Below are 26,388 nucleotides of genomic sequence, written 5' to 3' on the forward strand. Positions count from 1 at the left end.
CGCGCGTAGTGTTGAACGCACAGCACCCGGCGTTGCCTGCACCACGAGTGTCGGGCAGTCCGCGTGCGGACGACCGCGACCGCGACCGCGGCCGAGGGACATCAGTGGGACGACGCTCCGAGCGACGTGCCGGGGCCGGAGGCGACGCATGACCGACACACGGGAATCCGCGGCGGCCGAGGGCGCCGCAGCGCGACCCGATCCGGCGACGATGCCGTCGAGCGCCCCGACCGGTGCCAACACGACCGGTTCGATCGGGTCGTTGCGCTCCCTGCTCCCGCGACTGTTCTCGCGCGCCCAACCGGCCGGGGCCGTCGACACCCTCATCCGGACGGTCCGCGCGCACCACCCGAAGGCGGACGTGACGCTCATCGAGCGCGCCTACTCCGTGGCCGAACGCGCCCACGACGGACAGCGCCGGAAGTCAGGCGAGCCGTACATCACCCATCCGGTGGCGGTCGCGCAGATCCTGGCCGACCTCGGCATCGGGTCCATCACGATCGCGGCGGCGCTGCTCCACGACACCGTCGAGGACACCGAGTACACACTCGACGAACTCCGCGACGACTTCGGTGACGAGATCGCGATGCTCGTCGACGGCGTCACCAAGCTCGACAAGCTCAAGTACGGCGACAGCGCGCAAGCCGAGACGGTCCGCAAGATGGTCGTCGCGATGTCGAAGGACATCCGCGTCCTCGTCATCAAGCTCGCCGACCGGTTGCACAACGCGCGGACATGGGGCTTCGTCGAGTCCGCCTCCGCGACCCGGAAGGCCAAGGAGACGCTCGAGATCTACGCGCCCCTGGCGCACCGTCTCGGCATCCAGATGATCAAGCTCGAGCTCGAGGACCTGTCGTTCGCGGTCCTCCACCCGAAGCTGTACGTCGAGATCGACAGCCTCGTCAAGGAGCGCACCCCGAAGCGCGAACAGTTCGTGCAGAACGTCATCGGCCTGGTCAAGAAGGACCTCAAGGCCGCGCGCATCCGCGGCGACGTGATGGGCCGCCCGAAGCAGTACTACTCGATCTACCAGAAGATGATCGTGCGGGGGCGGGAGTTCGACGAGATCTACGACCTCGTCGGCATCCGGGTGCTCGTGCCGACGGTCCGCGATTGTTACGCCGTGCTCGGGTCGGTCCACGCGCGGTGGACCCCGCTCCCGGGACGCTTCAAGGACTACATCGCGACCCCGAAGTTCAACCTGTACCAGTCGCTGCACACGACCGTCATCGGCCCGCAGGGTCGCCCGGTCGAGATCCAGATCCGCACGCACGAGATGCACCTCCGTGCCGAGTTCGGGGTCGCGGCCCACTGGAAGTACAAGCAGCGGATGAACGGCCGCGACGTCGACACGACGAGCCACTCCGACGCCGACATGGCATGGCTCGCGCACATCTCGGACTGGCAGGCGGAGACGAGCGACCCGACCGAGTTCCTCGACTCGCTGCGGTACGAGATCGGTGCGAAGGAGACCTACGTCTTCACGCCGCAGGGCAAGGTGATCGGGCTGCCCGCCGGAGCCACGCCCGTGGACTTCGCGTACGCGGTGCACACCGAGATCGGCCACCGCACGATGGGTGCGAAGGTGAACGGTCGGCTCGTGCCGCTCGAGAGCGAGCTGTCGAGCGGCGACGTCGTCGAGATCTTCACCTCGAAGAACCCCGACTCCGGCCCGAGCCAGGACTGGCTCGCCTTCGTCCGGAGTCCTCGGGCCCGCAACAAGATCAAGCAGTGGTTCACCAAGGAACGCCGCGAGGAAGCGATCGAGCAGGGCCGCGACGCCATCGCCCGTGCGATGCGCAAGCAGAACCTGCCGCTCCAGCGACTCATGAGCCAGGACACCGTCGCCGAGGTCGCGTCGAGCATGCGGTACGAGGACGTCTCGGCGCTGTACGCCGCCATCGGCGAGGGACACGTCTCGACGCAGTCGGTGATCGAGAAGATCCTCGCGAGCGTCCAGACCGAGACCGAGACCGACGAACCCGAGCTGACGTTCCCCGCCCGGGTGTCGAGTCGGGTGCTCCGGAACAGCGACAGTGGCGTGCTCGTGCGCGGCGCACCGGACATCCTCGTGAAGCTCGCGAAGTGCTGCACCCCGGTGCCGGGGGACCAGATCGTCGGGTTCATCACGCGCGGACAGGGCGTGTCGGTGCACCAGGCGACATGCTCGAACGTGCAGTCGCTCATGCAGGAGCCCGACCGGATGATCGAGGTCGAGTGGGCCCCGTCGTCGAAGAGCGTGTTCCTCGTGCAGATCCAGATCGAGGCACTCGACCGCGCTGGCCTCCTCAGCGACGTCACCCGGGTGCTCTCGGAACACCACGTCAACATCCTGTCGGCGACGGTGTCGACCTCGTCCGAGCGGTTGGCACTGTCCCGGTTCGTGTTCGAGATGGGTGACACGACCCACCTCGACCGCGTGCTGAACGCGGTACGCCGCATCGACGCCGTGTACGACGTCTACCGGGTCAGCGCGGGCTGAGCCGGCGGGGGACGGTCATCGCAGGGCCTCCTCGAGCCGGCCGACCGCCTGTCGCGAGTGTGGCGCGGACCGCGTCGCCGCCAGCGCGGTCCGGATCGCGTCCGGATGCACGAGCGCGGTCAACCGTCGCACCGCCTCGGCGTCGTCCCGCTCCCACCGCTCACCGACGCGCAGGAGGTCGACGGCCGTCCGGAGGGGGGCGGTGACACGTGCCGGACCGACGACGACGACGTCGGACCGAGTGAGCCGGGTCTCGCGCACGCGGAGCCGCGGCCGGGAGGCCCGGGCGCGCGTCCCGGGGCCGGCGCAGGCCTGCAGCACGGCGGGGGCGCGTGACCGAGCACCCCAGATCCACGCCGCCGTGAGCCGCTCGGCGACGATGCGCGAGTCGGACACGGACCACGCGAACGCACTCGCCCGCGTCAGGGCGTCGTCGGGGAGCGCGACGGACGCGAAGCAGGCGTCGACCTCGTAGAGCTCGCCGTCCAGCCGCGCGGCGCAGAGCTCCGCGAGGGCGAGGTCGTCAGGGGTGTGGATGCGGCGCACCGGACGAGTCTGGCGCGGCCGTCGGTCCGACGTCGTCGGTGCATCCCGCCCTGTGGAGGAGTCGCCCGACCGGGCGATCTGGGGCCGCTCAGTACGAGCTGGTGTCGTCCCCGAGGCCGGACGCCGCACCGGTACGAGCCCGATGGGCGTACTCGTCCATGATCCGCGCCGATGCGCTCGTGCCGATGCGGTCCGCCCCGGCGGCGACCATGGCGATGACGGCATCGAGACCGCGCACCCCGCCGGACGCCTTCACTCCGACGTCCGGTCCGACCGTCGCCCGCATGAGCCGGATGTGGTCCTCGGTCGCGCCGCCGCCCGCGAAGCCCGTCGACGTCTTGACGAACGAGGCTCCCGCGCGGACCGCCGCGTGGCAGGCGGCGACGATCTCCTCGTCGGTCAGGAACGCGGTCTCGAGGATCACCTTGACGGGGACGTCGCCCGCGACCTCCACCACCGCGCGGACATCGGCCTCGACCGCGGCCCAGTCGCCGCTCTTCGCCGCGCCGATCTGCTGCACCATGTCGAGCTCGAACGCGCCATCGGCGATCGCCTGACGGGCCTCCGCGGTCTTGGTGCTCGTGGTCGTCGTGCCGTGCGGGAACCCGATGACGGTGCCGACTCCCACGCCGGTACCGGTGAGGCGCTCGACGGCGTGTCGGACGTCACCCGGACGGACGCACACGCTGAGGACCCGGTGGGTCGCCGCCTCGTCGAGTTGGGTGTCGACGGCGGCGCGGTCGAGTTCGGGCTTGAGGATCGCGTGATCGATGAGACGACGGACGTCGTCGGCGGACGCGGGGAACAGTGCGGATTCCACAGCATCCGAGCGTACCGTCCCGGACATGCGTCTCCTCGTCACCGGAGCCACCGGGTACATCGGCGGCCGCCTCGTCCCGCGCCTGCTCGAGGCGGGCCACGACGTCCGTGTCCTCGCCCGGACCCCGCGCAAGCTCGACGACGTGCCGTGGCGGGATCGCGTCGAGGTGGTGCAGGGCGACCTCACCGACGCCGACGCGGTCGCTCGCGCCGTCGACGGCATGGAGGCCGTGTACTACCTCGCGCACAGCATGGGGACGCGCGGCGACTTCGAGGAGACCGAGCGCCGTGCCGCCCGCACGATGGCCTCGGCCGCACGCGCCGCCGGTGTCCGACGGTTCGTCTACCTCGGCGGGCTGCACCCGGACGGCGCGACGAGCAAGCACCTCCGCAGCCGGGCCGAGGTCGGGCAGGTCCTCCTCGACTCGGGCGTCCCCACCGTCGCCCTGCAGGCGGGGGTCGTCATCGGGTCCGGCAGCACCTCGTTCGAGATGATCCGGCACCTCACCGACGTGCTGCCATGGATGCCGGCGCCGCGGTGGGTCCGGAACCGCATCCAGCCGATCGCCGTCCGCGACGTCCTGTACTACCTCGTCCGGGCGATCGAGCTACCGGCGGACGTCAACCGGACCTTCGACATCGGCGGCCCCGACGTCCTCCGCTACGGACAGATGCTCAACGCGTACGCGGTCGAGGCGGGCCTGCCCCAGCGACCGATCTCGACCCTCCCGGTCCTGACACCCGAGCTGGCGGCCCACTGGTTCAACCTGGTGACGCCGATCCCGCGTGCCCTCGCCAAGCCGATCATCGAGTCCTTGCAGTACGAGTGCGTGCAGCGGGAACACGACATCGACGCGTTCATCCCGCATCCCGACGGCGGCCTGACCCCGTACCGGACGGCCGTCCGACTCGCGTTGCAGAAGACGCGCGAGGGCGAGGTCGAGACGAGCTGGCGCAACGCGAGCATGGACGGCGCGCCGAGCGACCCGCTGCCGAGCGACCCGGAGTGGGCCGGCCACGTCGTGGACGTCGACGATCGAACGCGCCGGACGACGGCCTCGGCTGAGGACGTCTGGCGTGTCATCGAGTCGATCGGTGGCGACAACGGCTGGTACTCGCTGCCCCTCGCCTGGGCCCTGCGCGGGTGGATGGACCGCATCGCCGGTGGCGTCGGTCTGAGCCGCGGCCGACGGAACCCGGATCGACTCGAGACCGGGGACGTCCTGGACTGGTGGCGGGTCGAGGAGCTCGACCGGGGCCGTTACCTCCGGTTGCGAGCGGAGTTCAAGGCCCCGGGCCGCGCCTGGCTGGAGCTGTCCGTGCGGCCCACCGAGGACGGCTCCGAGTACCACCAGCGGGCGATCTGGTTCCCGCAGGGACTCGCCGGACGCCTCTACTGGTGGTCGATCCTCCCGTTCCACGGGATCATCTTCCCCGGCATGGTCGAGCGCATCACGGCGCGTGCGGAACGCGGCGGCGGACGCCAGGACCTCCCACACGAGGCGCCGCTCGGCACACCACACCGCGAGACCGCCGCGAGCGAACGCTCGGCGGCCGGATGAGGTCCCCGGGTCGCACCGGAAGCCCGCCCACGGCAGAATGGACCACGACGTCGAGGAGGCAGTCATGACCGACGAGCAGACCGGAATCGAACAAGGCGGCGCGGACGAAGCCCACGAGGCTCCCGCGGGGGAAGCAGCAGCGGACTCGTCCGCCACCCCGGCCCCACGCCAGCGGCCGTCGTCCTCGGACCACGACGGCGAACTCGTGCTGTTCGTGGGCGACAGCCTGACGGCAGGCGGCGACTGGCAGTCGTGGCTGCCGGGGGAGCGGGTGCGGAACCTCGGGGTGAACGGGGACACCACCGACGGCGTGCTCGCGCGCCTCGACGAGGTCGTCGCGGCACAGCCCGACGTCATCGTGCTGCTCATCGGCACGAACGACTTCGGCAACCACCGGGCGACCGCGGAGCACGTGGTACGCAACGTCGAGTCCATCCTGGTGGACCTGCGCCGCGACCTGCCGGGCGTCCGGCTGCTGCTCGTGTCGATCCTGCCCCGCGCGGCGTCGTTCACACCCCGGATCGAGGAGGCGAACCGGCACCTCCGGCAGTTCGTCGCGACCTGCCGCGCGCAGTTCCTCGACCTGTGGCCGGCACTCGCCGAGGGCGACCGGATCGATCCCCGGTTCACCGAGGACGACCTGCACCTCAACGAGGACGGCTACCGCGCCGTGGTGGGCGAGCTCCTCCCCGCGCTCGAGCGGCTCCGGGACCTGCCGCCCATGTCGCGTCCGATCAACCTGGCGGACCTCCGCGACCTCCAGCGCTGATGCCGTCCGGCTCCCGCCGACAGGCGGAACCGGACTTCACACGTCCCGCTCTCGCGCCCGGCCTCCTGGCCGCGGTGGGCCTCCTGGCCTGCATCGCGCTCGTCGGCTCGCCCGGCTTCGTGTTCGTGCGTGTCGGCGTGACGTTCCTGGCGCTGGTCGTCATCGTGTTCGCGTTCCGGGCGCGAGCGTGGGTCGCCGCCGCCGTCACGCTGGCGATCGCCGTGTGCTGGAACCCCGTCGTGACGGTGCCGATCCCCGGCCAGCTGTGGGCGGCCCTCCAGATCGTCGCGGCCGCGGCGTTCGTCGCGGTGGGCATCGTCGTGAAGGTGCCCGACGACCGCACCTGACGGACGGCCACGCGCGCCCTCACGCCGCTGACCGACCGCACTGACGCCGCCACCGTGGACCGATAGGATTCGGATGGCGGGCACCGTGCCCGACCGCATCGAGAAGGGCGTGGATGGCCGACGAGACCGCACCGGAGACCGAGAGTCCGCTGCTGAACCCTCATCCGTCCTCCGGCGGACTCGAACGATCCGACGTCGTGGTCCGGAAGGGGCGGCTGACGCTCCTCAACGGGCACCTCACCCCGCAGCAGTCGATGATCGAGGACCTGCTCTTCATCGACGACGCGCTCACGGCCGCCGACGTCGACCACATGCTCATCCGCGGCAACGACACCCGGCCCGTGCTCGCGCTCGACGAGCGTGACCGACAGCGCGCCGAGAGCACGCTCATGGACGCCTGCGCGAACGAGCCGTTCTACGCGAAGCCACCGGGGGAGCGCGCGGTCCTGATCGCCGACGACGGTCTCGGGCAGTCCGGGAGGGACGTGCTGCGGCTGTTCCGTCCCCGTCTGGAGCCGATCGGTCGCCTCCGCTACGGCGCGGAAACCGCGGTCCAGGTCGAGTTCTGGCGCGTCACCGACACCGAGGTCCTCGCGCCCGTCGAGAACGCGATGATGCGCCGCAGTCTGCCGCTCGACGAGTTCGTCCGGACCGAGGTGGAGCGCTACGGCCGCACGTGGCAGACGATCGAGCACATGTTCGACGACCACGTCAGCGACATCACGTTCCCCATCGACATGGTCTTCTCGTGGGTCGACGGCAACGCGATCGAGTACCAGCGCGCCCGGCAAGCACAGCAGGCCGGCGCCGTCCTGGGCGAGGGCGACGACGCCCCGGCCCGCTTCCGGCAGATCGACGAGCTCAAGTACGCACTCCGGTCGGTGCACACGTTCGCGCCCTGGATCCGCACGATCTACATCGCGACCGATTCCCCCGCCCCGGCTTGGCTCGCGGATCACCCACGGGTGCGGATCGTCCGGAGCGAGGAGTTCTTCGCCGATCCGTCGGTCCTGCCGACGCACAACTCGCAGGCCGTCGAGTCGCAGCTCCACCACATCCCCGGCTTGAGCGAACACTTCATCTACTCGAACGACGACATGTTCTTCGGCCGCTGGGTCGACCCGTCGATGTTCTTCTCGCCCGGCTCGATCACGAAGTTCATCCTCGCCACCACCCGGATCGGCCTGGGGACGAACAACGCTCAGCGCAGCGGCTTCGAGAACTCGGCACGGGTGAACCGGCAGCTCCTCCAGCAGCGGTTCGGCGCGATCACCACGCGGCACCTCGAACACGCCGCCACGCCGCTCCGCAAGAGCGTCATGTCCGAGATGGAGCACGAGTTCGCCGACGAGTTCGCGCGCACGGCAGCGTCACGGTTCCGCGCCGCCGACAACATCTCCGTGACGAACTCGCTGTACCACTACTACGCACTCATGACCGGGCGCGCCATCGTCCAGGAGAACGCGGTGGTGCAGTACGTCGACACGACCATGGTGTCCGGCCTCACGGCGCTCGACGAGCTGCTCCGCCGGCGCAACGTCGACTTCTTCTGCCTCAACGACGGGAGCTTCCCGGAGGTCTCCGACGACGAGCGCACCGCCCGGGTGACGGACTTCCTCGAGAAGTACTTCCCGTTCCCGGCCCCGTGGGAGCGGCCCACCGATGGGATCGCTCCCGCCGGAGCCGCTACCGCCGGCTGACGGGGGAGGCCGGCACCACCTCGTCGCGGAACACGGGGATGCTCGAGGTGACCGGCTGCGGTTCGACCGCGGCCGGGATGACCACGCCTGCCGCAGCGAGCCGTTCGGCAACCTGTACCGGCGCGACGCGCTCGCCCACGGTCGCGTAGTGCCCGATCGGAACGACCGAGTGGACCACGGTCGATCCGTACACGTGCACGAGGTTGAACGACTGCGCACCGTCGCGCCCGCGGGTGCCACCGCCCTCGGTGACCAGGTCCTGCGTGTAGCAGGTCGCGCTGGCGACCGAGACGGGGATCCCGGCGAACTGCGACGTCGTCGAGTAGTGCAAGTGGCCACCGATGATCGAGATGATGTCGGAGCCCTCCACCACCTCGGCGAGTGCCTGTTGGTCGCGCAGTTCGACGAGGACCGTCAGGTCCTGGACACTCGGCACGGGCGGGTGGTGGAGCGCGAGGATGGTGCCGTGCGGCGCCGCCACGCTGAGTTCCTCGGCGAGCCAGTCGAGCTGCGCGGAGGTCAGTTCCCCGTAGTGGTGGCCAGGGACACTCGTGTCGAGCGTGATCACCCGGAGCCCGTTGACGTCGTACACGAAGTCCACGGGCCGGTCGGTGGGCTGCAGACCGAACAGCTCACGCCGGAACGCGCCACGCTCGTCGTGGTTGCCCATCGCCCAGATGAGCTGGGCACCGAGTCGTTCCGACGCCGGTTCGAGGATGCGGCGGACCCGTGCGTACGCTCCTGGCTCACCGCGGTCCGCGACGTCGCCCGTGACGACGATGGCCTCGGGGTGCGAACCCGACGCCTCGATCTCGTCGACGATCTGCTGCAACCGCGCAGCCGAGTCGACGTCTCCGTACAGCTCGCCGTCAGCGGCGATGAGGTGGGTGTCGGAGAGGTGGAGCAGGAAGTGGTTCGGCCTGGGGTGTTCGGCCGTCCGGATGTCCATGGAGCTCGCAATCAATCACTCGTCGAGGAACAGCGCGGCCAACGTTGTCACAGCCACGTACACCAGTCCAGCACCCGCGCGTGAACGTGCCCTGAACTGGGTGGGCGTGTCCGATCGTCCCCAGGTGAACGACGAACGACGAAGCGCCCGACCACCATCGTGGTCGGGCGCTCCCGTGTGTCGGTTCAGTGACCGCCGCTGCCGACCTGCGGCGCCTGGTGCGTGCCCTCGAGGTCCGGCCCGTGGTGCGCCGCATGCGCGGCGTCGAGCTCGGGCTTGGAGACGGGGGCGATGCGATCCTCGAAGAAGAACTTCGACATCCGAGCGCGGACCCGCTCGACCGGGCTGATCTTGCCGCGTGCGTTCGGACGGAGCATGAGCGGCTGGTACTCGTTGAACTGCAGCAGACGCCACCGCTCGTACTCGTCGAGCTGCTCGTGGACCTCGATGTACTCGCCGTGCGGCAGGCGCACGATGCGGCCCGACTCGTACCCGTGCAGCACGATCTCGCGGTCCTTCTTCTGCAGCGCGAGGCAGACGCGCTTCGTGATCCAGAAGGCGAAGAACGGGCCGAGGACGACCATCGCCTGCACGACGTGGATGACGTGGTTCAGGGAGACCATGAAGTGCGTGGCGATGATGTCCGAGCTCGCGGCGGCCCAGAGGCCGCCGTAGAGCGTCATGCCGGCGGCACCGATGGCCGTGCGGGTCGGCGCGTTCCGCGGGCGGTCGGCGATGTGGTGCTCGCGCTTGTCGCCCGTGACCCACGCCTCGAGGAACGGGTACAGCAGGATGGCGCTGATGAGCAGCACGAGCACGATGATCGGCGCGAGGATGTTCATCGAGAGCGTGTAGTTGCCCCAGATCACGAACTCCCAGTGCGGCGGGACCAGACGCAGGGCGCCGTCGGCGAAGCCGATGTACCAGTCGGGCTGTGTCCCCGCAGACACCGGGGACGGGTCGTACGGACCGTACGTCCAGATCGGGTTGATCGTGAACAGCGACGCGATCAGGGCGAGGATGCCCGCGACGATGAAGAAGAACCCGCCCGCCTTCGCGGCGAAGGCCGGGAGGATCGGGACACCGACGACGTTCTCGTTGGTACGGCCCGGGCCGGCGTACTGCGTGTGCTTGTTGATGACGACGAGCACGAGGTGCACACCGAGCACGGCGACCAGGATCGCCGGCAGCAGCAGGATGTGCAGCGTGTACAGGCGGCCGACGATCGCGGTCCCCGGGAATTCCCCGCCGAACAGCAGGTAGGCGATCCACACGCCGATGACCGGGACACCCTCGATCATGCCGACGATGATGCGGAGGCCGTTGCCGGACAACAGGTCGTCGGGGAGCGAGTACCCCGTGAAGCCCTCGGCCATGGCGAGGACCCAGAGGAGGAAGCCGAACACCCAGTTGAGCTCACGCGGCTTGCGGAACGCGCCCGTGAAGTACACCCGGAGCATGTGCAGCATGATCGAGGCCACGAACAGCAGCGCCGCCCAGTGATGGATCTGCCGGACGAACAGACCGCCGCGGATGTCGAACGAGATGTTGAGCGTCGACTGGTACGCCGCCGACATCTCGATGCCCTTGAGCGGGACCCACGAGCCGTCGTACGAGACGTCCGCCATCGACGCCTGGAAGAAGAACGTCAGGAAGGTGCCGGACAGCAGCACGACGACGAAGCTGTAGAGCGCCACCTCGCCGAGCATGAACGACCAGTGGTCGGGGAAGATCTTGCGACCGACCTCTTTGACCAGCCCGGAGATGCTCGTGCGCTCGTCGATGTAGTTCGCGGCCGCGCCGACCAGCCGGGACGTCGGCGTCGGCGCGTTCTGCGGCGGTGTGGCCGCCGCCGGCGTGGGACCGGTGGTCCGTGTGGTGGTGGTGCTCATGAAACGCGCTCACGCTCCCAGAAGCTGGGGCCGACGGGCTCGTGGAAGTCGCTCTGTGCGACCAGGTAGCCCTCGGAGTCGACCGTGATGGGAAGTTGGGGAAGGGGCCGGCTCGCCGGGCCGAAGATGACCTCGCAGCTGTGCGCGACATCGAACGTCGACTGGTGGCACGGGCACAGCAGGTGGTGCGTCTGCTGCTCGTAGAGCGCGACGGGGCATCCGACGTGGGTGCAGATCTTCGAGTAGGCGACGATGCCGTCGTACCCCCAGTGTTCCTGGCCCTTGCGGGGATGGAGCTCCGACGGGTCCAGGCGCATGAGCAGGACGGCCGCCTTGGCCTTCTCCTCGAGCATGTCCGACTTGTCGAGCAGACCGTCGGGGATCACGTGGAAGACCGAGCCCTGGGTGACGTCGGACGCCTTGATCGGCAGGCCGGTCGGGTCCTTCGTCAGGCGCGTGCCCTGTTTCCACATCGTGTAGCTGAGGAGCTTGTTGGGGTCGGCAGCGGGCGCGAGATCGCGCACCAGCACGACACCAGGGAGCGGGAACGCCACGAGCGCACCGATGAGGCTGTTGCGGATGACCGTTCGACGGTTGAAGCCCGATTCCTTGTCGCCGAGCCGGAAGGCCTCGACGGCCTTCGCACGGGTCTCCTCGGAGCCACGGGTCGCGTGACGCTGCTCGGAGATCTCGCGGTCCACGACGAGGGTCTTGGACCAGTAGACGGCACCGAAACCGAGGGCGAGGAGCGCCAGCGTGATCGACAGACCGAGGAACAGGTTGCCGAAGCGGACCGTCGACAGGTCGCCGGCGCGGACCGGGAACGCGACGTAGGACGCGATCGCCAGGATGCTGCCGATGATCGAGATGTAGAAGAACGTCGCGACCTGACGCTCGGCCAGACGCTCCTTCTTCGGGTCGACGTCGGTCCGCCGCGGGCGGTGCGGCGGCTCACCCGGGTTCTGGAACGGCTCGGCGGGCAGGACCGCGGTACCGGCGGGGATCGAGGGCGTGTCGTGCTTCTCGACAGCGGAGGACGCGGACAGTACGTCGTCGTCGCGCTCTGTCATGGTGTTCCCTTCAGTGGTGTCGTGCGACACGGGTCGATCAGTTGGTCTTCGCGGTGAGCCAGACGGTCACCGCGACGACCGCACCGAGTCCGAAGATCCAGAGGAACAGGCCCTCTGCCACCGGGCCGATGTCACCGAGGGCGAACCCGCCCGGGGACTTCGTGTCCTGGATGTACTTCAGATAGGTGATGATGTCCGCCTTCTGCTTCGGCGTGATGTTCAGGTCGTTGAAGACCGGCATGTTCTGCGGACCGGTGAGCATGGCCTCGTAGATGTGCTTGCCCGACACCGACTTGAGGTTCGGCGCGTACTTGCCCTCGGTCAGGGCACCGCCGGCACCCGCGACGTTGTGGCACATCGCGCAGTTCACCCGGAACAGTTCGGCGCCCTTGGCCGCGTTGGCGTTGCCGTTGGTGAGGCTCGCCTTCGGGATGGACGGGCCCGGGCCGAGCGACGACACGTAGGCGGCGATGTCCGCGACCTGCTCATCCGTGAACTGCGCGGGCTTCTCCTCGACCTGCGGGCCGTTCGACGCCGCGGGCATGCGACCCGTGCCGACCTGGAAGTCGACCGAGGCGGCGCCGACGCCGATGAGCGACGGACCGGACTTCGTGCCCTGTGCGCTGAGCCCGTGGCACGTGGCGCAGTTCGACGCGAAGAGCTTCTGCCCCTCGTTGACCCGCGACTGGCTGGTGGCCGCGACCGTGGTCGACTGCGAGGAGTCCGCGTTGGCCGATGAGGTGAACAGGGCGTACGCGCCGCCGGTCGTCATCAGGCCGACGACGATCAGCGACACGGTCGCCAGCGGGGAGCGGCGGCCCTTCTTGGCGCCGGTGCGGCGCTCGGACTTGCTTCGAGAGAACATGCGCGTGGGGCTATCCGATTCCTACTTGAGAAGGTAGATGACGGCGAAGAGGCCGATCCAGACGACATCGACGAAGTGCCAGTAGTACGACACGACGATCGCGGTGGTCGCTTCCTTGTGACCGAAGTTCTTCGCGGCGAAGCCGCGGCCGAGGGTCAGGAGGAACGCGAGGAGGCCGCCGGTGACGTGGAGGCCGTGGAAGCCCGTGGTCATGAAGAAGGCAGACCCGTAGGCGCTCGAGGACAGCGTGACGCCCTCGTGCCAGAGGTTCGAGTACTCGTAGACCTGGCCGCAGATGAACACCGCGCCCATGCAGTAGGTGACGAAGAACCACTCGGTCATGCCCCAGTCGCGCGGCTTCCAGCTCGTGCGGTGCACCTGGAAGCGCTCGGCGGCGAACACCGCGAACTGGCAGGCGAAGCTCGACAGGACCAGGACGATCGTGTTCGTGGCGGCGTACGGCACGTCGAGGTGCGCGGTCTCGGTCGCCCAGAGCTTCGGGGACGTGCTGCGCAGCGTGAAGTAGATCGCGAACAGGCCGGCGAAGAACATGACCTCGCTGCCCAGCCACACGATGGTCCCCACGGCGACGGGGTTCGGCCGGTTCAGGACCGCGCCCTGGGCTGGTCTGGAGAGAGGGGTGCTTGTCACGTCGTCCATTATGGCCCGAACCACGGACAGTGTTTTCGCAGGCAACTGGCGGGTCCTTCGAAATCAGTACGATCGGGGGCATGCACGATTCGTTCTCCTGGCCGTCGGTCATCGGCTCCCTCATGGCCGGCACGGACCTGTCGATCAGCGAATCCGCATGGGCCATGGAGGACATCGTCGCCGGGCGTGCCACACCCGCCCAGATCGCGGGGTTCCTCGTCGCGCTCCGCGCCAAGGGCGAGACGGTGGACGAGGTCGTCGGGTTCCGTGACGCGATCCTCGAGAGCGCCGTCCCACTCGACGTCGACCCCATGGCGCTCGACATCGTCGGGACGGGTGGCGACGTCGTCGGGACGGTGAACGTCTCGACCATGGCGGCGATCGTCGTCGCCTCCGCCGGGGTGCCCGTCGTCAAGCACGGCAACCGTGCATCGAGTTCCCGTTCGGGGTCGTCCGACGTCCTCGCGGCACTCGGCCTCGACCTCACCCTCGACGCCGCGCGTGTCGCCGAGACGTTCCGCCGCGTCGGCCTGACGTTCGCGTTCGCGAGTGCCTTCCACCCGGGGTTCGCCCACGCCGCGTCGGTCCGCCGGGAGATCGGCGTCCCCACGGTCTTCAACTTCCTCGGGCCCCTCGTGAACCCGGCTCGGTGCGAGGCGAACGCCGTCGGCGTGGCGCAGCTCGACCTCGTGCCGATCATCACGGGCGTGTTCCAGACACGGGGTGCGACGGCCCTGGTGTTCCGGGGGGACGACGGGCTCGACGAGCTCACCACGACCGGCCACAGCCACATCTGGGAGGTCAGCGGCGGCTCCGTGACCGAGCATGATCTCGACCCCCGGGACCTCGGCATCCCTCGTGCCCGCACGACCGACCTCCTGGGCGGCGAGCCCGCCGAGAACGCCGCGATCGTGCGGCGCGTGCTGGCGGGGGAGACGGGCGCGGTGCGCGACATCGTGCTCCTCAACGCCGCCGCCGGCCTCGTCGCGTTCCGGCTCGCCGCCGATCCCACACAGGTGTTGCGGCCGCTGCTGCAGCGATTCCGCGAGGAACTCGTGGTCGCGGCCGAGGCCGTCGACTCCGGAGCGGCGGAAGCGAAGCTCGCGGCCTGGGTGGGCGAGCACCGAGCCTGAAGCGTTCCTCACGGAGCACGGGCGTGTCGACGACGCGCGTCGTCCATCCCCGTCAGGTCCGGACCGCTCGGGGACGAGGCGGGCCGCCCGGCGGGGGAGGCCGGTCCTCCCGACCGACACGCGGACGGCCCCGGCCACGGTCGTGGTCGGGGCCGTCCGTCGGCGGGCGTCAGCGGCTCAGAGGACGTCCTCGTCGACCCAGTCGAAGGTCTTCGTGACGGCCTTCTTCCAGAGCCGGATCTGGCGCGCCCGCTCGGTCTCGTCGAGCTGGGGCTCCCACCGCTTGTCCTCCTGCCAGTTCGCCCGCAGCTCGTCGAGGTTCTGCCAGAACCCGACGGCGAGACCGGCCGCGTACGCCGCACCGAGCGCGGTGGTCTCCGCGACGACCGGCCGCACGACGGGCACGTCGAGGATGTCCGCCTGGAACTGCATGAGGGCGTCGTTCGCGACCATGCCGCCGTCGACCTTGAGCTCCGTCAGGTCGACGCCCGAGTCGGCGTTGACGGCGTCGAGGACCTCGCGCGTCTGGAACGCGGTCGCCTCGAGCGCGGCGCGGGCGATGTGGCCCTTGTTCGCGTATCGGGTGAGCCCGACGATCGCACCACGGGCGTCCGAGCGCCAGTACGGCGCGAACAACCCGGAGAAGGCCGGGACGACGTACACGCCGCCGTTGTCCTCCACGGTCGTCGCGAGCGCCTCGACCTCCGGCGCGCTCCCGATCAGGCCGAGGTTGTCGCGGAGCCACTGGATGAGCGACCCGGTGACGGCGATGGAGCCCTCGAGCGCGTAGTGCGTCGGCTGGTCGCCGAGCTTGTACCCGACCGTGGTGAGGAGCCCGTTCTCCGACCGGACGATGTCGGTTCCCGTGTTGAAGATGAGGAAGTTGCCGGTGCCGTAGGTGTTCTTCGACTCACCCTGGTCGAACGCCGCCTGACCGAACGTCGCGGCCTGCTGGTCGCCGAGGATGCCCGCGATCGGCACCTCGCGCAGCAGGTTCGACGGCTCGACCGTGCCGTACACCTCGGATGACGAGCAGATCTTCGGCAGCATCGACTTCGGCACGCCGAACTGCTCGAGGATGTCGTCGCGCCACTCGAGCGTCTCGAGGTCCATGAAGAGGGTCCGCGACGCGTTCGTCACGTCGGTCGCGTGGACGCCTCCATCCGTGCCGCCGGTGAGGTTCCAGAGCACCCAGGTGTCGGTCGTCCCGAAGAGCAGGTCACCCGCCTCGGCCTTCTCCCGCGCCCCCTCGACGTTCTCGAGGATCCACATGATCTTGGTGCCGGCGAAGTACGTCGCGAGTGGCAGGCCGACGATCGACTTGAAGCGGTCGGTGTCACCGTCCGCGAGGCGGTCGACGATGGACTGCGTGCGGGTGTCCTGCCAGACGATCGCGTTGTAGACCGGCTTGCCCGTGGTCTTGTCCCACACGACGGCGGTCTCACGCTGGTTGGTGATGCCCACGGCCGCGACGTCGTGCCGGGTGATGTCCGCCCGCGAGAGCGCCTGACCGATCACCTCGCGCGTGTTGTCCCAGATCTCGGTCGGGTCGTGCTCCACCCAGCCCGCGCGGGGGAAGATCTGCTCGTGTTCCTTCTGCCCGACGGACACGATGGACCCGGAGTGGTCGAAGACGATCGCTCGCGTGCTCGTGGTGCCCTGGTCGATGGCGACGATGTAGTCGGCCATTGGTGTGTGCTCCTCTGGGTTGTCGGTGCCGGCCGCTGGTGCGGCGCGACGGTTCGGTTGGGACCGGTCCGGGAGGGACGGGGTCCGGTCGGCGGGTCCGCTCAGGGCCCGGGACGGGGACGTGGTCGTGGAAGCCCGTGGTCGTGGACGCCCGTGGTCCCGCGTCAGCTGACGATCGGGAGCAGTGCCACGGACAGCACCGCCGCGAGCGCGCCGCCGACGAGCGGGCCGACGACCGGGACCCAGGCGTAGGCCCAGTCATTCGATCCCTTGCCGCGGATCGGCAGGAAGGCGTGTGCGATGCGCGGACCGAGGTCACGCGCCGGGTTGATCGCGTACCCGGTCGGACCGCCGAGACTGACGCCGATCGCGATGACGAGGAAGGCCACGGGGATGGCGCCGAGCTCCGCGGGGGTCTTGCCGTTCGTGAAGGCGATGATGACGAAGACGAGGACGAACGTGCCGATGATCTCGGTCACGAGGTTCCAGGCGTAGTTGCGGATGGCAGGACCGGTGGAGAACACGCCGAGCTTGGCTGCCGGGTCCGGTTCCTGGTCGAAGTGCTGCCGGTATGCGAGCCAGCACAGCACCGCTCCGATGACCCCACCGATCATCTGCGCGAGCCAGTACAGCAGCATCGTGCCGAACGAGATGTTGCCGAGGATGAACTGCGCCAGACTCACCGCCGGGTTGAGGTGCGCACCCGACTTGTACGACACCGTGACGCCGGCGAACACGGCGAAGCCCCAACCGATCGTGACCATCAGGGTGCCGGCCGCGAACCCCTTGGTCTTCGTCAGGGCGACGTTCGCCACGACGCCGGTGCCGAGGAGGACCAGCACCGCCGTGCCCACCACCTCGGAGAGGAACTTGATCCCGATGCCGTCCATCGGCAACCTCCTTGTCATGAGGAGGAGGTGCGGGCGACCCGCCACTCCCCGTTGAGTGATTCTCGCCGAGCATAGCGGCGGGCGAGGGCTCCCAGGATGGCCGATCCGCGGCCGTGCGGACGGGTTGCACGAACGTGCAGGGGGAGGAGCGGGCCGCTCCTGCTCGATGACCGCACGAGGGTCCGACGATCCTGCACGTTCGTGCAGGCAGTGCTGCGGAGCCCTCGCGCTACATTGACGTCCAGCACCGGACGACGACGACCGTGACCACCCTCGTCGTCTCGGGCCGACCACGGGAGGCACCGCATGAAGAAGCTCGTCAACGATCCGCGCGAGGTCGTCACGGAGACGGTCCGCGGGTTCGCGCTCGCCCACGCCGGGGCCGTCGTCCTCCAGGAGGACCCCGTCCACCTCCGCCGCGCCGACGCGCCGGTCGCCGGCAAGGTCGCCATCGTCAGCGGTGGGGGGAGTGGCCACGAGCCGCTGCATGCCGGGTTCATCGGGTACGGCATGCTCGACGCCGCGGTGCCGGGACCGGTCTTCACGTCGCCGACGCCCGACCCGATCGTCGACGCGACGAAGGCGGTCGACGGGGGAGCGGGTGTGCTCCACATCGTCAAGAACTACACGGGCGACGTCCTCAACTTCGAGACGGCCGCCGAACTCGCCGAGGCCGAGGGGATCCGCGTCGTGTCGGTGCTCGTCGACGACGACGTCGCCGTGCAGGACTCCCTCTACACGGCAGGGCGCCGCGGGGTCGCCGGCACCGTCGTCGTGGAGAAGCTCGCAGGGGCCGCTGCCCAGCGCGGTGACGACCTCGACGCGGTCGCGGACGTCGCCCGACGCGCGATCGCGTCGACACGGTCCATGGGGCTGGCGCTCGCGCCGTGCACGGTGCCGCACGCGGGGGAGCCGTCGTTCACCCTCGGGGACGACGAGGTCGAGCTCGGCATCGGCATCCACGGCGAACCCGGGCGCGAGCGCATCCCGATGGCCCCGGCCGACGTCCTCGTCGAGCAGGTGATCGAACCGGTGCTCGCGGACCTCGACGCACCGCGCGGCTCCCGCGTGCTCCTGTTCGTCAACGGGATGGGCGGCACTCCACTGTCCGAGCTGTACATCGTGTTCCGCCGCGCCGCCGAGATCCTGTCGGACCAGGGACTCGAGCTGTCGCGTAGCTTGGTCGGGAACCACGTCACGTCCCTCGAGATGCAGGGGTTCTCGATCACCGTCACGGTGCTCGACGACGACACCACCGCACTCTGGGACGCCCCGGTCGAGACCCCGGCGCTCCGCTGGGGCCGCTGACCGCCCCGACAGAGAGGAACGACATGCCGCTCGACACCGACTGGGCGACGCAGTGGATCCGCAGGACCGCCGACGTCATCCGGGACAACCGCACCGACCTCATCGCCCTCGACCGCGAGATCGGGGACGGCGACCACGGGGAGAACCTCGACCGTGGGTTCCACGCCGTCGTCGAGTCCCTCGACGATGGCGACCTGGCGACCCCCGGCGCGGTCCTCAAGCTCGTCGCCACGCGGCTCATCAGCACGGTCGGCGGCGCGTCGGGACCGCTCTTCGGCACCGCGTTCCTGCGCGCGTCGCAGGCGCTGGGGGATCGTGAGACGCTCGACGCCGACGCCGTGGTCGCCCTGCTGACCGCCGCGCGGGATGGCATCGTCGCCCGCGGCAAGGCCGAGCCCGACGACAAGACCATGATCGACGCGTGGACGCCGGCCGTCGATGCCGGCACCGCCGCGGCGGCCGGGGGAGCGACCCCGGAGGCCGTGCTCGTGGCGGCGGCCGACGCGGCGGCCGAGGGCGCGGCGGCGACCGAGCCGCTCGTCGCGCGCAAGGGCCGGGCGAGCTACCTGGGGGAGCGCGCCGTGGGGCACCGCGATCCGGGCGCGCAGTCGACCGCGCTGCTCCTCCGGGCAGCGGTGGACGCATCGGGCGGCCCGGCGTGAGCGTCGGGATCCTCGTCGTCTCGCACAGCGCCAAGATCGCCGAGGGCGTCGTCGAGCTCGCGGCACAGATGGCCCCGGACGTCCGGTTCGCGACCGCGGGCGGCACCGACGACGGCGGCATCGGGACGAGCTTCGAGGCCGTCACCGACGGCATCGCCGCGCTCGGCGACACCGACGGCGTCGTCGTCCTGTGTGACCTCGGTTCGGCCTACCTGACGACCGACACCGCACTCGACTTCTTGACGGACGACGACCGTGGTCGGGTGCACGTCTCGCACGCGCCGCTGGTCGAGGGGACCGTCGCAGCCGCGGTCGCGGCGCAGACCGGAGGCGACACCCACGCGGTGGTCGCGGCCTCGGAGTCCGCCGGGGGAGCGGACACACCGGACGGGCCGGAGTCCCTACCGGACGGTGACACCCCGGCCGGACCGACCACGGGCGTCGTCTCGGCGACGGTCGAGCTCGTGAACGCCTCGGGACTCCACGCCCGACCCGCGGCCGAGTTCGTCAAGACCGCCGCCAAGTACGACGCGTCGGTCACCGTGAACGGCGTGGACGCCAAGAGCTTGCTGGCGATCATGGCGCTCGCACTGCCCCAGGGCGCGACCGTCGCCATCGACGCGACGGGGGAGGACGCGCGGGACGCGGTCGAGGCGCTCGTCGCGCTCACGGCCTCCGGGTTCGGTGAGCGGGACGCCGAGTAACCGTGAGCGAAAATCGGACAACGGCTGGGTCCGGCGACTAGCGTCCGCGGTGACGCGCGACGCCGCACTCCGACGGCCCCTGGGCGCGTCCCGTTCGAGAGGGACCCCGCATGTCCGAGAACTACCCGCCCGCACCGACTGAGCCCGGCGGTCCCGTCACCGCTCCGTCGCGCTCGAACGGTCTCACGATCGCCGCCCTCGTGCTCGGGGTCATCGGTGTCGTGTTCGCGCTCCTCGTCCCCATCATCGGGATCATCTGCGGCGTCCTGGCGCTCGTGCTCGGCCTCGTGGCGCGTCGACGCGGCGCTGCCGCTGGGCGCGGGCGCGGCATGGCACTGGCTGGCGTCATCCTGGGCGCCATCGCCATCGTCGCGGCGATCGTGAACATCATCGTCGCGGCGTCGATCATCTCGCAGCACATGTGACACTCCTGCGGATCGACGGATGGCCTCGGCAGAACGCCGGGGCCATCCACGGTTCCGAGCAGAGCCGTCCGCCGTTCCAACCGGCCCACCGGTGACGCTTTCCTGACATAATATGCATTATCGGCGCCCGTCAGAGTCGGCAGACCGGGTGTCCGGTCGGCAGCATCCACGGGTGTCCGGTCGGCAGCATCCACGGGTGTCCGGTCGGCAGCGTCCACGCGTGTCCGGTCGGCAGCGTCCACGCGTGTCCGGTCGGCAGAGTTCACCCGGGCGAAACACGATCCATGGCATCAATGGGACATGGACCCGCTCATCCTCGGCATCTTCCAGAGCCTCAGCCCGAACGGCACCGTCGGGTCGGCGTGGCAGCACCCCGACGACCGCTCGGCCGACTTCACCGACCTCGACCACTGGATCCGTCTGGCACGGATGTTCGAGGAGGCACGGCTCGACCTCCTGTTCCTCGCCGACAGCTACGGGTTCCCGGCGCTCGACGGCGAACTCATCCCGGCCTCGGTCAAGGAGGGTCGTGGGATCCCGGGCGGCGATCCGATGCCGCTCGTGACCGCGCTTGCCGCGGCGACCGAGCGACTCGGGTTCATCCTCACGGCCTCCACCACGGTCGAACCACCCGCGGCGAACGCCCGCCGGTTCGCCACGCTCGACCACTTCACCAAGGGCCGGATCGGCTGGAACATCGTCACCGGGTCCTCGGGCGCGACCGCGGCGGACCTGATGGGCAAGGCCCTCGTGCCGCACGACGAGCGCTACGACATGGCGGACGACTACCTGGCGCTCGACCTGGCGCTGTGGGAGGACTCGTGGGCCGACGACGCGCTGGTCCGGGACAAGGCGACGAACACGTACGCGGACCCGGCCGGGGTCCGGATGATCACGCACGACGGGCCGTACTTCCGCTCGCGCGGCATCCTCAACCTGCCGCCGTCGCCGCAGCGAACGCCGCTCCTCGTCCAGGCGGGGACATCGGGGCGCGGGATGCGGTTCGCCGGTGAGCACGCCGAAGCCGTGTTCGTTGCCGGCGGGGCACCGGAGCGGGTCGCACGGAACATCGCCGCGATCCGGCAGGCCGCGGTCGAGGCCGGCCGCTCCCCCAGCGCCGTCAAGGTCCTGGTCGGCGCGCTGTTCCTCGTCGGACCGACCGAGGAGGCGGCGCAGCGGACGCACCGGGAGATGCTCGCGATGTCGACCCCCGAGGGGGCCGCGGCGATCTTCGCCGGGAACACCGGTGTCGACCTCCTGGCGCTCGACCCGGACCAGCCTCTGGCGCAGCAGCGGACCGAGCTCGGGCTGTCGAACCTGCAGCGGTACCTCGGCCGTGACGGTCGCCCCGGCCCCACCGTGCGCGAGATCATCGAGGACTTCCGGGTGACGGGCATCAACGGCAGCGTCTTCGTCGGAACCGGCGCGAGCGTGGCGAACCAGGTCGAGGAGTTCGTGCGGACGACGGATGCGGACGGGTTCCTCATCCAGCCCCACATGACACCGGGCACGTACGAGGACCTCATCGAGTACCTGCTGCCGGTGCTCCGTGCCCGCGGTCTCGCCCGGGACGAGTACGTCGGCGACACCCTGCGCGAGCGGTTCTTCGGGCCCGGACACCGGCGCCTCCCCGCCGAGCTGCGCCGGAACGCGGGTGCCGTGACGACGGTGTCCTGACGCCGGGGACCGCGCTACCATCGCGCCATGGACGACGTCGTGGTCGATGCGGTGGGACGCCCCGAGCCGCCGGTCGCGGCCGACGAGGCCGCGACACTCGTCGGGTTCCTCGAGTACCAGCGCGCGACCTTCGCGTGGAAGACGTCGGGCCTCGACGCCGCGGGTCTCACGACGAGCGTCGGCGTCTCGACCATGACGCTCGGGGGGATGCTGAAACACCTCGCGCTCGTCGAGGACGACTGGTTCGACCACGTCGTGCTCGGGCACCCCGACCGCGCTCCCTGGGACGCCGTCGACTGGGACGTCGACCCGGACTGGGAGTGGCGGACCGCCGCGGACGACGACCCCGACGCCCTCCGGTCGCTGTGGACCGAGGCGGTGGAGCGCGCTCGCGGCGCCGTCGCGACCGCGCTCGCGGACGGCGGACTCGACCGGGCGTCGGCCGTGGCGTGGCCGGACGGGCGACGGCCGAGCCTCCGCTGGGTGCTCTGCCACATGATCGAGGAGTACGCCCGGCACAACGGGCACGCCGACCTGATCCGGGAGGCCGTGGACGGACTCGTCGGCGAGTGACGGGCGCGGGCGGAGAGCCGCCGCCAGCGCTTGCCGTCGCCCGCCGTGCTCGGCAGACTCAGGGCATGACCGTTCGGTGGTACAGCGTCGTCGTGGACTGTCAGGACCTGCACGCGCAAGCGCGGTGGTGGGCGGACACGCTCGACTGGCGACTCGTGTACGAGGCCGACGACGAGGCGGTGATCGTGCCGCCCCACGCACTCGATCCCTCTCGTCTCGTGCCCCTGCACGAGCGGGGTCCGGGCCTCGTGTTCGTCCCGGTCCCCGAAGGCAAGACGGTGAAGAACCGACTCCACATCGACCTCGCGCCAGGACCGGAGGACGACCAGGCCACCGACGTGCAGGCGTTGCTCGACCGCGGCGCGACCCGCGCGGACGTCGGTCAGGACGACGACGTCTCCTGGGTCGTCCTGCGCGACCCCGAGGGCAACGAGTTCTGCGTGCTCTCCCCGCGCGACTGACCGCGTCAGGCGAAGCGGCGCACGAGTGCGGGCAGCTCCGGCGGTTCGAACGGCTCCGTCGTCGCCGCCAGCTCGTCGGCCGTCCACCAGCGCGCGTCGAGGATGTCGACGCGCTCCTCGTCGGTCCACTCCGCGTTCGACAGGGTGAACCCGGTGGTCCTCACGATGTAGAACTCCGAGTGGCCGCGGTCGTGGTCGGCCTCGTCGAAGTCCACCGCGAAGTCCCACGACCAGACGGACTCCCCCGGGTCCTCGATGACGATGCCGGTCTCCTCGCGGAGTTCCCGGATCGCGGCGTCGCGGTACGACTCCCCCGGGTCGACACCGCCGCCCGGGGTGATCCAGCGGTGGAACCCGTCGCTCGACGGGGCGCGCGTGTCCATGAGGAACACGCGGCAGTCGGCGTCGAGCAGCAGGATCCGGGAGGTGCGGCGCAGGCCCGGCAGCGCGGTCACGACCGCGGTCCGCTAGGAAGCCGAGCCGACGAACTCGGACACGTCGCCGACGAGCTTCGTGTGATCGGCCGGGATGGGCTCGACCGCGGCGAGGGCGACCTCGGCCGCGAACTCGGCGACGTTGTAGAGCTTGCCGACGGACTCGCGACGCCCGCTGATCGCACCCGGGTTGATGCGCTCGAGCAGGGTCGCCGTGATCGTGCCCTCGATCATGTCGCCGGAGACGACCACGAACTCGATCCCGGCGGCGTCGAGCTGCGGGATGAGGTCACGGAGCGCGAGCTCCCCGGCCCGCTTGCTCTTGGCGACCGGCACGTACTCGGGCAGGGTCTCGGCGGTCTCGACGAAGTGCGCCTGGTGGCTCGTGACGAACACGACGCGCGACCCCGCCGGCATGAGCGGCACGGCCGTCGTGAGGACGTCGACCTGGGCGTCGCGGTTGAGGCGCAGCGCGTAGTCGTCGCCCATGCCGGCCTCCATGCCGCCGGAGGCGTTGAGCACGAGCAGGTCGAGCCCGCCGAAGCGCTCGGCGATCGTGTCGAACATCGCCTGCACGGAGTCGTGGTCCGTGAGGTCGGCGCCGATGGCGATGGCCTCGCCGCCCGCGGCGGTGATGCGCTCCGCGATCTGGTCGGCGCGCTTGGCCTTGTTCCGGTAGTTCACGACCACACGGGCGCCCGCTTCCGCCAGGTAACCGAGGGTGTCCGCCCCGATCCCCCGGGACGACCCGGTGACGAGGGCGCGGGTACCGGCGAGTCGACCGGCGGCCAGGGGGTTGCTCACGTGTGGTGTCTCCTCGGATACGGGCCCGCGCCGCCGTCGGTTGGACCGCGCGTGACCGGGTCCGAGCCTAGCAACGCGGGCCTCCCGTCCCGCTGTCACCCCGCGCTGCTAGCGTGAGCGGCACCTGGATCGGACGGTGCGACGCACGCGCCGTCGGAACGCGACCCGAGGGAGGGCAGATCGCGTGGACGGTGTCATGTGGACCTGGGTGGTCGTGTGGATCGCCCTCGTCCTCGTGTTCCTCGTGGTCGAGGTCTTCACGCTCGACTTCGTGTTCGTGATGCTCGCAGCAGGGTCGGCCGGCGGCCTCGTCGCCTCGCTGCTCGGACTCCAGTGGTGGGCCGCCGTGCTCATCGCGGCGGCGCTGTCCCTCCTGCTCATCGCCCTCGTCCGGCCGCGCGTCATCCACGCGCTGGGTCGGGGTGCCGATCCGCACCGCACGAACGTCGACGCACTCACCGGGATGCCGGGCGAGGTCGTCGTCGCGTTCACGGCCTCCGCCCCCGGCCAGGTCCGTCTGGCGAACGGCGAGACCTGGAGCGCGCGCATCGCCGCCGACACCGGCGCCGCGGTCCCGGTTCGCCCGCCCCTCGGCACGCCGGTCGTCGTGACCGGCGTCGAGGGCTCCACGGCGGTCGTCCGCCTCACCGAAAGGACAACACCATGACCGTCTCCACCGGGACGATCCTGCTCATCGCGCTCATCGTGGTGGTGGTCATCTTCGTGATCGTCGTGCTCAGCAGGGCGATCCGGATCATCCCCCAGGCGCGGGCCGGCGTCGTGGAACGGCTCGGCCGCTACCACAAGACGCTCACACCGGGTCTCAACCTGCTCGTGCCCTTCATCGACCGACTCCGCCCGCTGCTCGACATGCGCGAGCAGGTGGTCTCGTTCCCGCCGCAGCCCGTCATCACCGAGGACAACCTCGTCGTGTCGATCGACACGGTCGTGTACTTCCAGGTGACCGACGCCCGGGCCGCGACGTACGAGATCGCGAACTACCTCGGCGCGGTCGAGCAGCTGACGACCACGACCCTCCGCAACGTCGTCGGCGGCCTCAACCTCGAGCAGGCGCTCACCAGCCGTGACAACATCAACGGTCAGCTCCGCATCGTCCTCGACGAAGCCACGGGCAAGTGGGGCATCCGCGTCGGTCGGGTCGAGCTCAAGGCGATCGATCCGCCCGCGTCGATCCAGGACTCCATGGAGCAGCAGATGCGTGCCGAACGGAGCCGTCGTGCCGCCATCCTGCAGGCCGAGGGGACGAAGCAGTCCCAGATCCTCGAGGCCGAGGGCCAGCGGCAGTCCGCCATCCTCCGTGCCGAGGGCGAAGCGAAGGCCCGTGTGCTCGAGGCCGAGGGCGAGGCCCAGGCGATCGCGACGGTGTTCGGCGCCATCCACGCGGGCGACCCGGACGACAAGCTGCTGTCGTACCAGTACCTGCAGACCCTCCCGAAGCTCGCCGAGGGCAGCGCCAACAAGCTCTGGATGATCCCGAGCGAGTTCACCGAGGCACTGCAGGGCATCGCGCGCGGCTTCGGGGCGGGTCCGCTCGGAGGCGGCGGCCGACCGGACGTCGGGAGCGCGGGCAGCGGCGACGCCGGCCAGGACGCCCGCAACCAGGACTCCGGGAGCGCTCCGGTCCGCCCCGCAGGCGGAACCGAGGCCGGCGGGTCGGCCCCTCCTGCCCTCATGGACCGCATCTCGGCCCTCGCCGCGGCGAGTCTCGCCGACACGACGCCCTCCTCGTCGACGCCCGGAGCGGCGCTCGACGCAGCGGACGCGGCGCTCGACGCCCGACTGGCGGAGTCGGATCGGAGTGTCGACGAGCACCTCGGCGCGAGCGACGGGAGCTCGCGGCAGCACGACTGACGGGCGCGCGGGGACTGGGAAGCCTCTGTGAAAGGCGAACATCGGAAACACCCGGGCGGGTAGCGCGGTTCCCATACACGGAAGCGATGCGGAAGGAGCGAACC

General features: G+C 70.2%; 26 protein-coding genes. 15 read left to right on the plus strand and 11 right to left on the minus strand.

All coding sequences use genetic code 11. The features are described 5' to 3' along the window. Positions 1–211: 211 nt before the first annotated feature. Complete coding sequence (locus DEI81_RS03005) at positions 212–2,482, plus strand: bifunctional (p)ppGpp synthetase/guanosine-3',5'-bis(diphosphate) 3'-pyrophosphohydrolase (RefSeq protein ID WP_111009339.1); 2,271 nt, start codon at positions 212–214, stop codon at positions 2,480–2,482. A gap of 15 nt (positions 2,483–2,497) precedes the next feature. Here the strand turns inward: DEI81_RS03005 and DEI81_RS03010 are convergent, their stop codons facing one another. Together DEI81_RS03010 and deoC are read right to left on the minus strand one after the other, a co-directional pair. Next, positions 2,498–3,028 carry a hypothetical protein gene (locus DEI81_RS03010; RefSeq protein ID WP_111009037.1) on the minus strand — a complete coding sequence of 177 codons (531 nt, stop codon included), beginning with the start codon at positions 3,026–3,028 and terminating at the stop codon, positions 2,498–2,500. 88 nt (positions 3,029–3,116) lie between these two features. Next, on the minus strand, positions 3,117–3,848 hold the full coding sequence (gene deoC, locus DEI81_RS03015; protein ID WP_258368469.1) for a deoxyribose-phosphate aldolase: 732 nt from the start codon (positions 3,846–3,848) through the stop codon (positions 3,117–3,119). A gap of 25 nt (positions 3,849–3,873) precedes the next feature. Here deoC and DEI81_RS03020 point away from each other — a divergent pair, with 25 nt between their 5' ends. From DEI81_RS03020 to DEI81_RS03035, 4 genes are all read left to right on the plus strand, one after another. Beyond that, positions 3,874–5,409, plus strand: a complete 1,536-nt coding sequence (locus DEI81_RS03020) for an SDR family oxidoreductase (protein ID WP_111009039.1) — start codon at positions 3,874–3,876, stop codon at positions 5,407–5,409. A gap of 64 nt (positions 5,410–5,473) precedes the next feature. Continuing rightward, on the plus strand, positions 5,474–6,178 hold the full coding sequence (locus DEI81_RS03025) for a GDSL-type esterase/lipase family protein (RefSeq protein ID WP_111009340.1): 705 nt from the start codon (positions 5,474–5,476) through the stop codon (positions 6,176–6,178). After that, positions 6,178–6,525 (plus strand): DUF6804 family protein, encoded by a 348-nt coding sequence (locus DEI81_RS03030; RefSeq protein WP_111009040.1) that lies wholly within the window; start codon positions 6,178–6,180, stop codon positions 6,523–6,525. Before DEI81_RS03025 ends, DEI81_RS03030 begins: the two co-directional genes overlap by 1 nt. A gap of 113 nt (positions 6,526–6,638) precedes the next feature. Beyond that, positions 6,639–8,225 (plus strand): stealth conserved region 3 domain-containing protein, encoded by a 1,587-nt coding sequence (locus tag DEI81_RS03035; RefSeq protein WP_111009041.1) that lies wholly within the window; start codon positions 6,639–6,641, stop codon positions 8,223–8,225. Here DEI81_RS03035 and DEI81_RS03040 read toward each other — a convergent pair. From DEI81_RS03040 to DEI81_RS03060, 5 genes are all read right to left on the minus strand, one after another. Continuing rightward, on the minus strand, positions 8,212–9,174 hold the full coding sequence (locus DEI81_RS03040) for a phosphodiesterase (RefSeq protein WP_111009042.1): 963 nt from the start codon (positions 9,172–9,174) through the stop codon (positions 8,212–8,214). The genes DEI81_RS03035 and DEI81_RS03040 overlap by 14 nt on opposite strands. Before the next feature lie 185 nt (positions 9,175–9,359). Then, on the minus strand, positions 9,360–11,066 hold the full coding sequence (locus DEI81_RS03045; RefSeq protein ID WP_111009043.1) for a cytochrome bc complex cytochrome b subunit: 1,707 nt from the start codon (positions 11,064–11,066) through the stop codon (positions 9,360–9,362). Continuing rightward, positions 11,063–12,136 carry a ubiquinol-cytochrome c reductase iron-sulfur subunit gene (locus tag DEI81_RS03050; RefSeq protein WP_111009044.1) on the minus strand — a complete coding sequence of 358 codons (1,074 nt, stop codon included), beginning with the start codon at positions 12,134–12,136 and terminating at the stop codon, positions 11,063–11,065. Before DEI81_RS03050 ends, DEI81_RS03045 begins: the two co-directional genes overlap by 4 nt. Before the next feature lie 37 nt (positions 12,137–12,173). After that, positions 12,174–13,001: a c-type cytochrome gene (locus DEI81_RS03055; protein ID WP_111009045.1), complete on the minus strand. Its 828-nt coding sequence runs from the start codon at positions 12,999–13,001 to the stop codon at positions 12,174–12,176. Between the two features lie 21 nt (positions 13,002–13,022). Next, entirely contained in the window at positions 13,023–13,661 is a 639-nt protein-coding gene (locus tag DEI81_RS03060; protein WP_111009046.1) for a heme-copper oxidase subunit III, read from the minus strand. A gap of 71 nt (positions 13,662–13,732) precedes the next feature. Here DEI81_RS03060 and trpD point away from each other — a divergent pair, with 71 nt between their 5' ends. After that, on the plus strand, positions 13,733–14,785 hold the full coding sequence (gene trpD, locus DEI81_RS03065) for an anthranilate phosphoribosyltransferase (RefSeq protein ID WP_111009047.1): 1,053 nt from the start codon (positions 13,733–13,735) through the stop codon (positions 14,783–14,785). 177 nt (positions 14,786–14,962) lie between these two features. Here the strand turns inward: trpD and glpK are convergent, their stop codons facing one another. After that, positions 14,963–16,474, minus strand: coding sequence for a glycerol kinase GlpK (gene glpK, locus DEI81_RS03070; RefSeq protein WP_111009048.1), 1,512 nt, complete (start codon positions 16,472–16,474; stop codon positions 14,963–14,965). A 164-nt stretch (positions 16,475–16,638) separates the two neighbouring features. Beyond that, positions 16,639–17,364, minus strand: a complete 726-nt coding sequence (locus DEI81_RS03075; RefSeq protein WP_111009049.1) for an MIP/aquaporin family protein — start codon at positions 17,362–17,364, stop codon at positions 16,639–16,641. A gap of 306 nt (positions 17,365–17,670) precedes the next feature. On the opposite strand from DEI81_RS03075, the gene dhaK reads away from it, so the two are divergent. The 7 genes from dhaK (at position 17,671) to DEI81_RS03110 (ending at position 23,174) form a co-directional block, all read left to right on the plus strand. Then, positions 17,671–18,672, plus strand: coding sequence for a dihydroxyacetone kinase subunit DhaK (gene dhaK, locus DEI81_RS03080; RefSeq protein WP_111009050.1), 1,002 nt, complete (start codon positions 17,671–17,673; stop codon positions 18,670–18,672). Between the two features lie 23 nt (positions 18,673–18,695). Beyond that, positions 18,696–19,334, plus strand: coding sequence for a dihydroxyacetone kinase subunit DhaL (gene dhaL / locus DEI81_RS03085; RefSeq protein ID WP_111009051.1), 639 nt, complete (start codon positions 18,696–18,698; stop codon positions 19,332–19,334). Further along, positions 19,331–20,038 (plus strand): dihydroxyacetone kinase phosphoryl donor subunit DhaM, encoded by a 708-nt coding sequence (dhaM, locus tag DEI81_RS03090; RefSeq protein ID WP_111009052.1) that lies wholly within the window; start codon positions 19,331–19,333, stop codon positions 20,036–20,038. Before dhaL ends, dhaM begins: the two co-directional genes overlap by 4 nt. A 110-nt stretch (positions 20,039–20,148) precedes the next feature. Continuing rightward, positions 20,149–20,463 (plus strand): DUF4190 domain-containing protein, encoded by a 315-nt coding sequence (locus tag DEI81_RS03095; protein ID WP_111009053.1) that lies wholly within the window; start codon positions 20,149–20,151, stop codon positions 20,461–20,463. 300 nt (positions 20,464–20,763) lie between these two features. Continuing rightward, on the plus strand, positions 20,764–22,140 hold the full coding sequence (locus tag DEI81_RS03100) for an NtaA/DmoA family FMN-dependent monooxygenase (RefSeq protein ID WP_111009054.1): 1,377 nt from the start codon (positions 20,764–20,766) through the stop codon (positions 22,138–22,140). Between the two features lie 27 nt (positions 22,141–22,167). Further along, positions 22,168–22,713: a DinB family protein gene (locus tag DEI81_RS03105; RefSeq protein WP_111009055.1), complete on the plus strand. Its 546-nt coding sequence runs from the start codon at positions 22,168–22,170 to the stop codon at positions 22,711–22,713. Between the two features lie 65 nt (positions 22,714–22,778). Then, positions 22,779–23,174, plus strand: a complete 396-nt coding sequence (locus DEI81_RS03110) for a VOC family protein (protein ID WP_111009056.1) — start codon at positions 22,779–22,781, stop codon at positions 23,172–23,174. 5 nt (positions 23,175–23,179) lie between these two features. On the opposite strand, the gene DEI81_RS03115 is transcribed toward DEI81_RS03110, so the two are convergent. Beyond that, on the minus strand, positions 23,180–23,629 hold the full coding sequence (locus DEI81_RS03115) for an NUDIX hydrolase (protein WP_111009057.1): 450 nt from the start codon (positions 23,627–23,629) through the stop codon (positions 23,180–23,182). 12 nt (positions 23,630–23,641) lie between these two features. Then, positions 23,642–24,412 carry an SDR family oxidoreductase gene (locus tag DEI81_RS03120; RefSeq protein ID WP_111009058.1) on the minus strand — a complete coding sequence of 257 codons (771 nt, stop codon included), beginning with the start codon at positions 24,410–24,412 and terminating at the stop codon, positions 23,642–23,644. A 184-nt stretch (positions 24,413–24,596) separates the two neighbouring features. Here DEI81_RS03120 and DEI81_RS03125 point away from each other — a divergent pair, with 184 nt between their 5' ends. Both DEI81_RS03125 and DEI81_RS03130 read left to right on the plus strand, forming a co-directional pair. Further along, complete coding sequence (locus tag DEI81_RS03125) at positions 24,597–25,079, plus strand: NfeD family protein (protein ID WP_146244005.1); 483 nt, start codon at positions 24,597–24,599, stop codon at positions 25,077–25,079. Beyond that, positions 25,076–26,284, plus strand: coding sequence for an SPFH domain-containing protein (locus DEI81_RS03130; RefSeq protein ID WP_111009060.1), 1,209 nt, complete (start codon positions 25,076–25,078; stop codon positions 26,282–26,284). The genes DEI81_RS03125 and DEI81_RS03130 overlap by 4 nt, the downstream gene beginning before the upstream one ends. Positions 26,285–26,388 lie beyond the last annotated feature (104 nt).

The sequence above is a fragment of the Curtobacterium sp. MCBD17_013 genome (assembly GCF_003234565.1).
Taxonomy (GTDB): domain Bacteria; phylum Actinomycetota; class Actinomycetes; order Actinomycetales; family Microbacteriaceae; genus Curtobacterium.

Excerpts from the sequence above, each read along its gene's own strand:
- DEI81_RS03005 (WP_111009339.1), top strand. The coding sequence starts at position 212 with ATGCCGTCGAGCGCCCCGACCGGTGCCAACACGACCGGTTCGATCGGG.
- DEI81_RS03020 (WP_111009039.1), top strand. The coding sequence starts at position 3,874 with ATGCGTCTCCTCGTCACCGGAGCCACCGGGTACATCGGCGGCCGCCTC.
- DEI81_RS03025 (WP_111009340.1), top strand. The coding sequence starts at position 5,474 with ATGACCGACGAGCAGACCGGAATCGAACAAGGCGGCGCGGACGAAGCC.
- DEI81_RS03030 (WP_111009040.1), top strand. The coding sequence starts at position 6,178 with ATGCCGTCCGGCTCCCGCCGACAGGCGGAACCGGACTTCACACGTCCC.
- DEI81_RS03035 (WP_111009041.1), top strand. The coding sequence starts at position 6,639 with ATGGCCGACGAGACCGCACCGGAGACCGAGAGTCCGCTGCTGAACCCT.
- DEI81_RS03040 (WP_111009042.1), bottom strand. The coding sequence starts at position 9,174 with ATGGACATCCGGACGGCCGAACACCCCAGGCCGAACCACTTCCTGCTC.
- DEI81_RS03045 (WP_111009043.1), bottom strand. The coding sequence starts at position 11,066 with ATGAGCACCACCACCACACGGACCACCGGTCCCACGCCGGCGGCGGCC.
- DEI81_RS03050 (WP_111009044.1), bottom strand. The coding sequence starts at position 12,136 with ATGACAGAGCGCGACGACGACGTACTGTCCGCGTCCTCCGCTGTCGAG.
- DEI81_RS03055 (WP_111009045.1), bottom strand. The coding sequence starts at position 13,001 with ATGTTCTCTCGAAGCAAGTCCGAGCGCCGCACCGGCGCCAAGAAGGGC.
- DEI81_RS03060 (WP_111009046.1), bottom strand. The coding sequence starts at position 13,661 with ATGGACGACGTGACAAGCACCCCTCTCTCCAGACCAGCCCAGGGCGCG.
- trpD (WP_111009047.1), top strand. The coding sequence starts at position 13,733 with ATGCACGATTCGTTCTCCTGGCCGTCGGTCATCGGCTCCCTCATGGCC.
- glpK (WP_111009048.1), bottom strand. The coding sequence starts at position 16,474 with ATGGCCGACTACATCGTCGCCATCGACCAGGGCACCACGAGCACGCGA.
- DEI81_RS03075 (WP_111009049.1), bottom strand. The coding sequence starts at position 17,364 with ATGGACGGCATCGGGATCAAGTTCCTCTCCGAGGTGGTGGGCACGGCG.
- dhaK (WP_111009050.1), top strand. The coding sequence starts at position 17,671 with ATGAAGAAGCTCGTCAACGATCCGCGCGAGGTCGTCACGGAGACGGTC.
- dhaL (WP_111009051.1), top strand. The coding sequence starts at position 18,696 with ATGCCGCTCGACACCGACTGGGCGACGCAGTGGATCCGCAGGACCGCC.
- DEI81_RS03095 (WP_111009053.1), top strand. The coding sequence starts at position 20,149 with ATGTCCGAGAACTACCCGCCCGCACCGACTGAGCCCGGCGGTCCCGTC.
- DEI81_RS03100 (WP_111009054.1), top strand. The coding sequence starts at position 20,764 with ATGGACCCGCTCATCCTCGGCATCTTCCAGAGCCTCAGCCCGAACGGC.
- DEI81_RS03105 (WP_111009055.1), top strand. The coding sequence starts at position 22,168 with ATGGACGACGTCGTGGTCGATGCGGTGGGACGCCCCGAGCCGCCGGTC.
- DEI81_RS03110 (WP_111009056.1), top strand. The coding sequence starts at position 22,779 with ATGACCGTTCGGTGGTACAGCGTCGTCGTGGACTGTCAGGACCTGCAC.
- DEI81_RS03130 (WP_111009060.1), top strand. The coding sequence starts at position 25,076 with ATGACCGTCTCCACCGGGACGATCCTGCTCATCGCGCTCATCGTGGTG.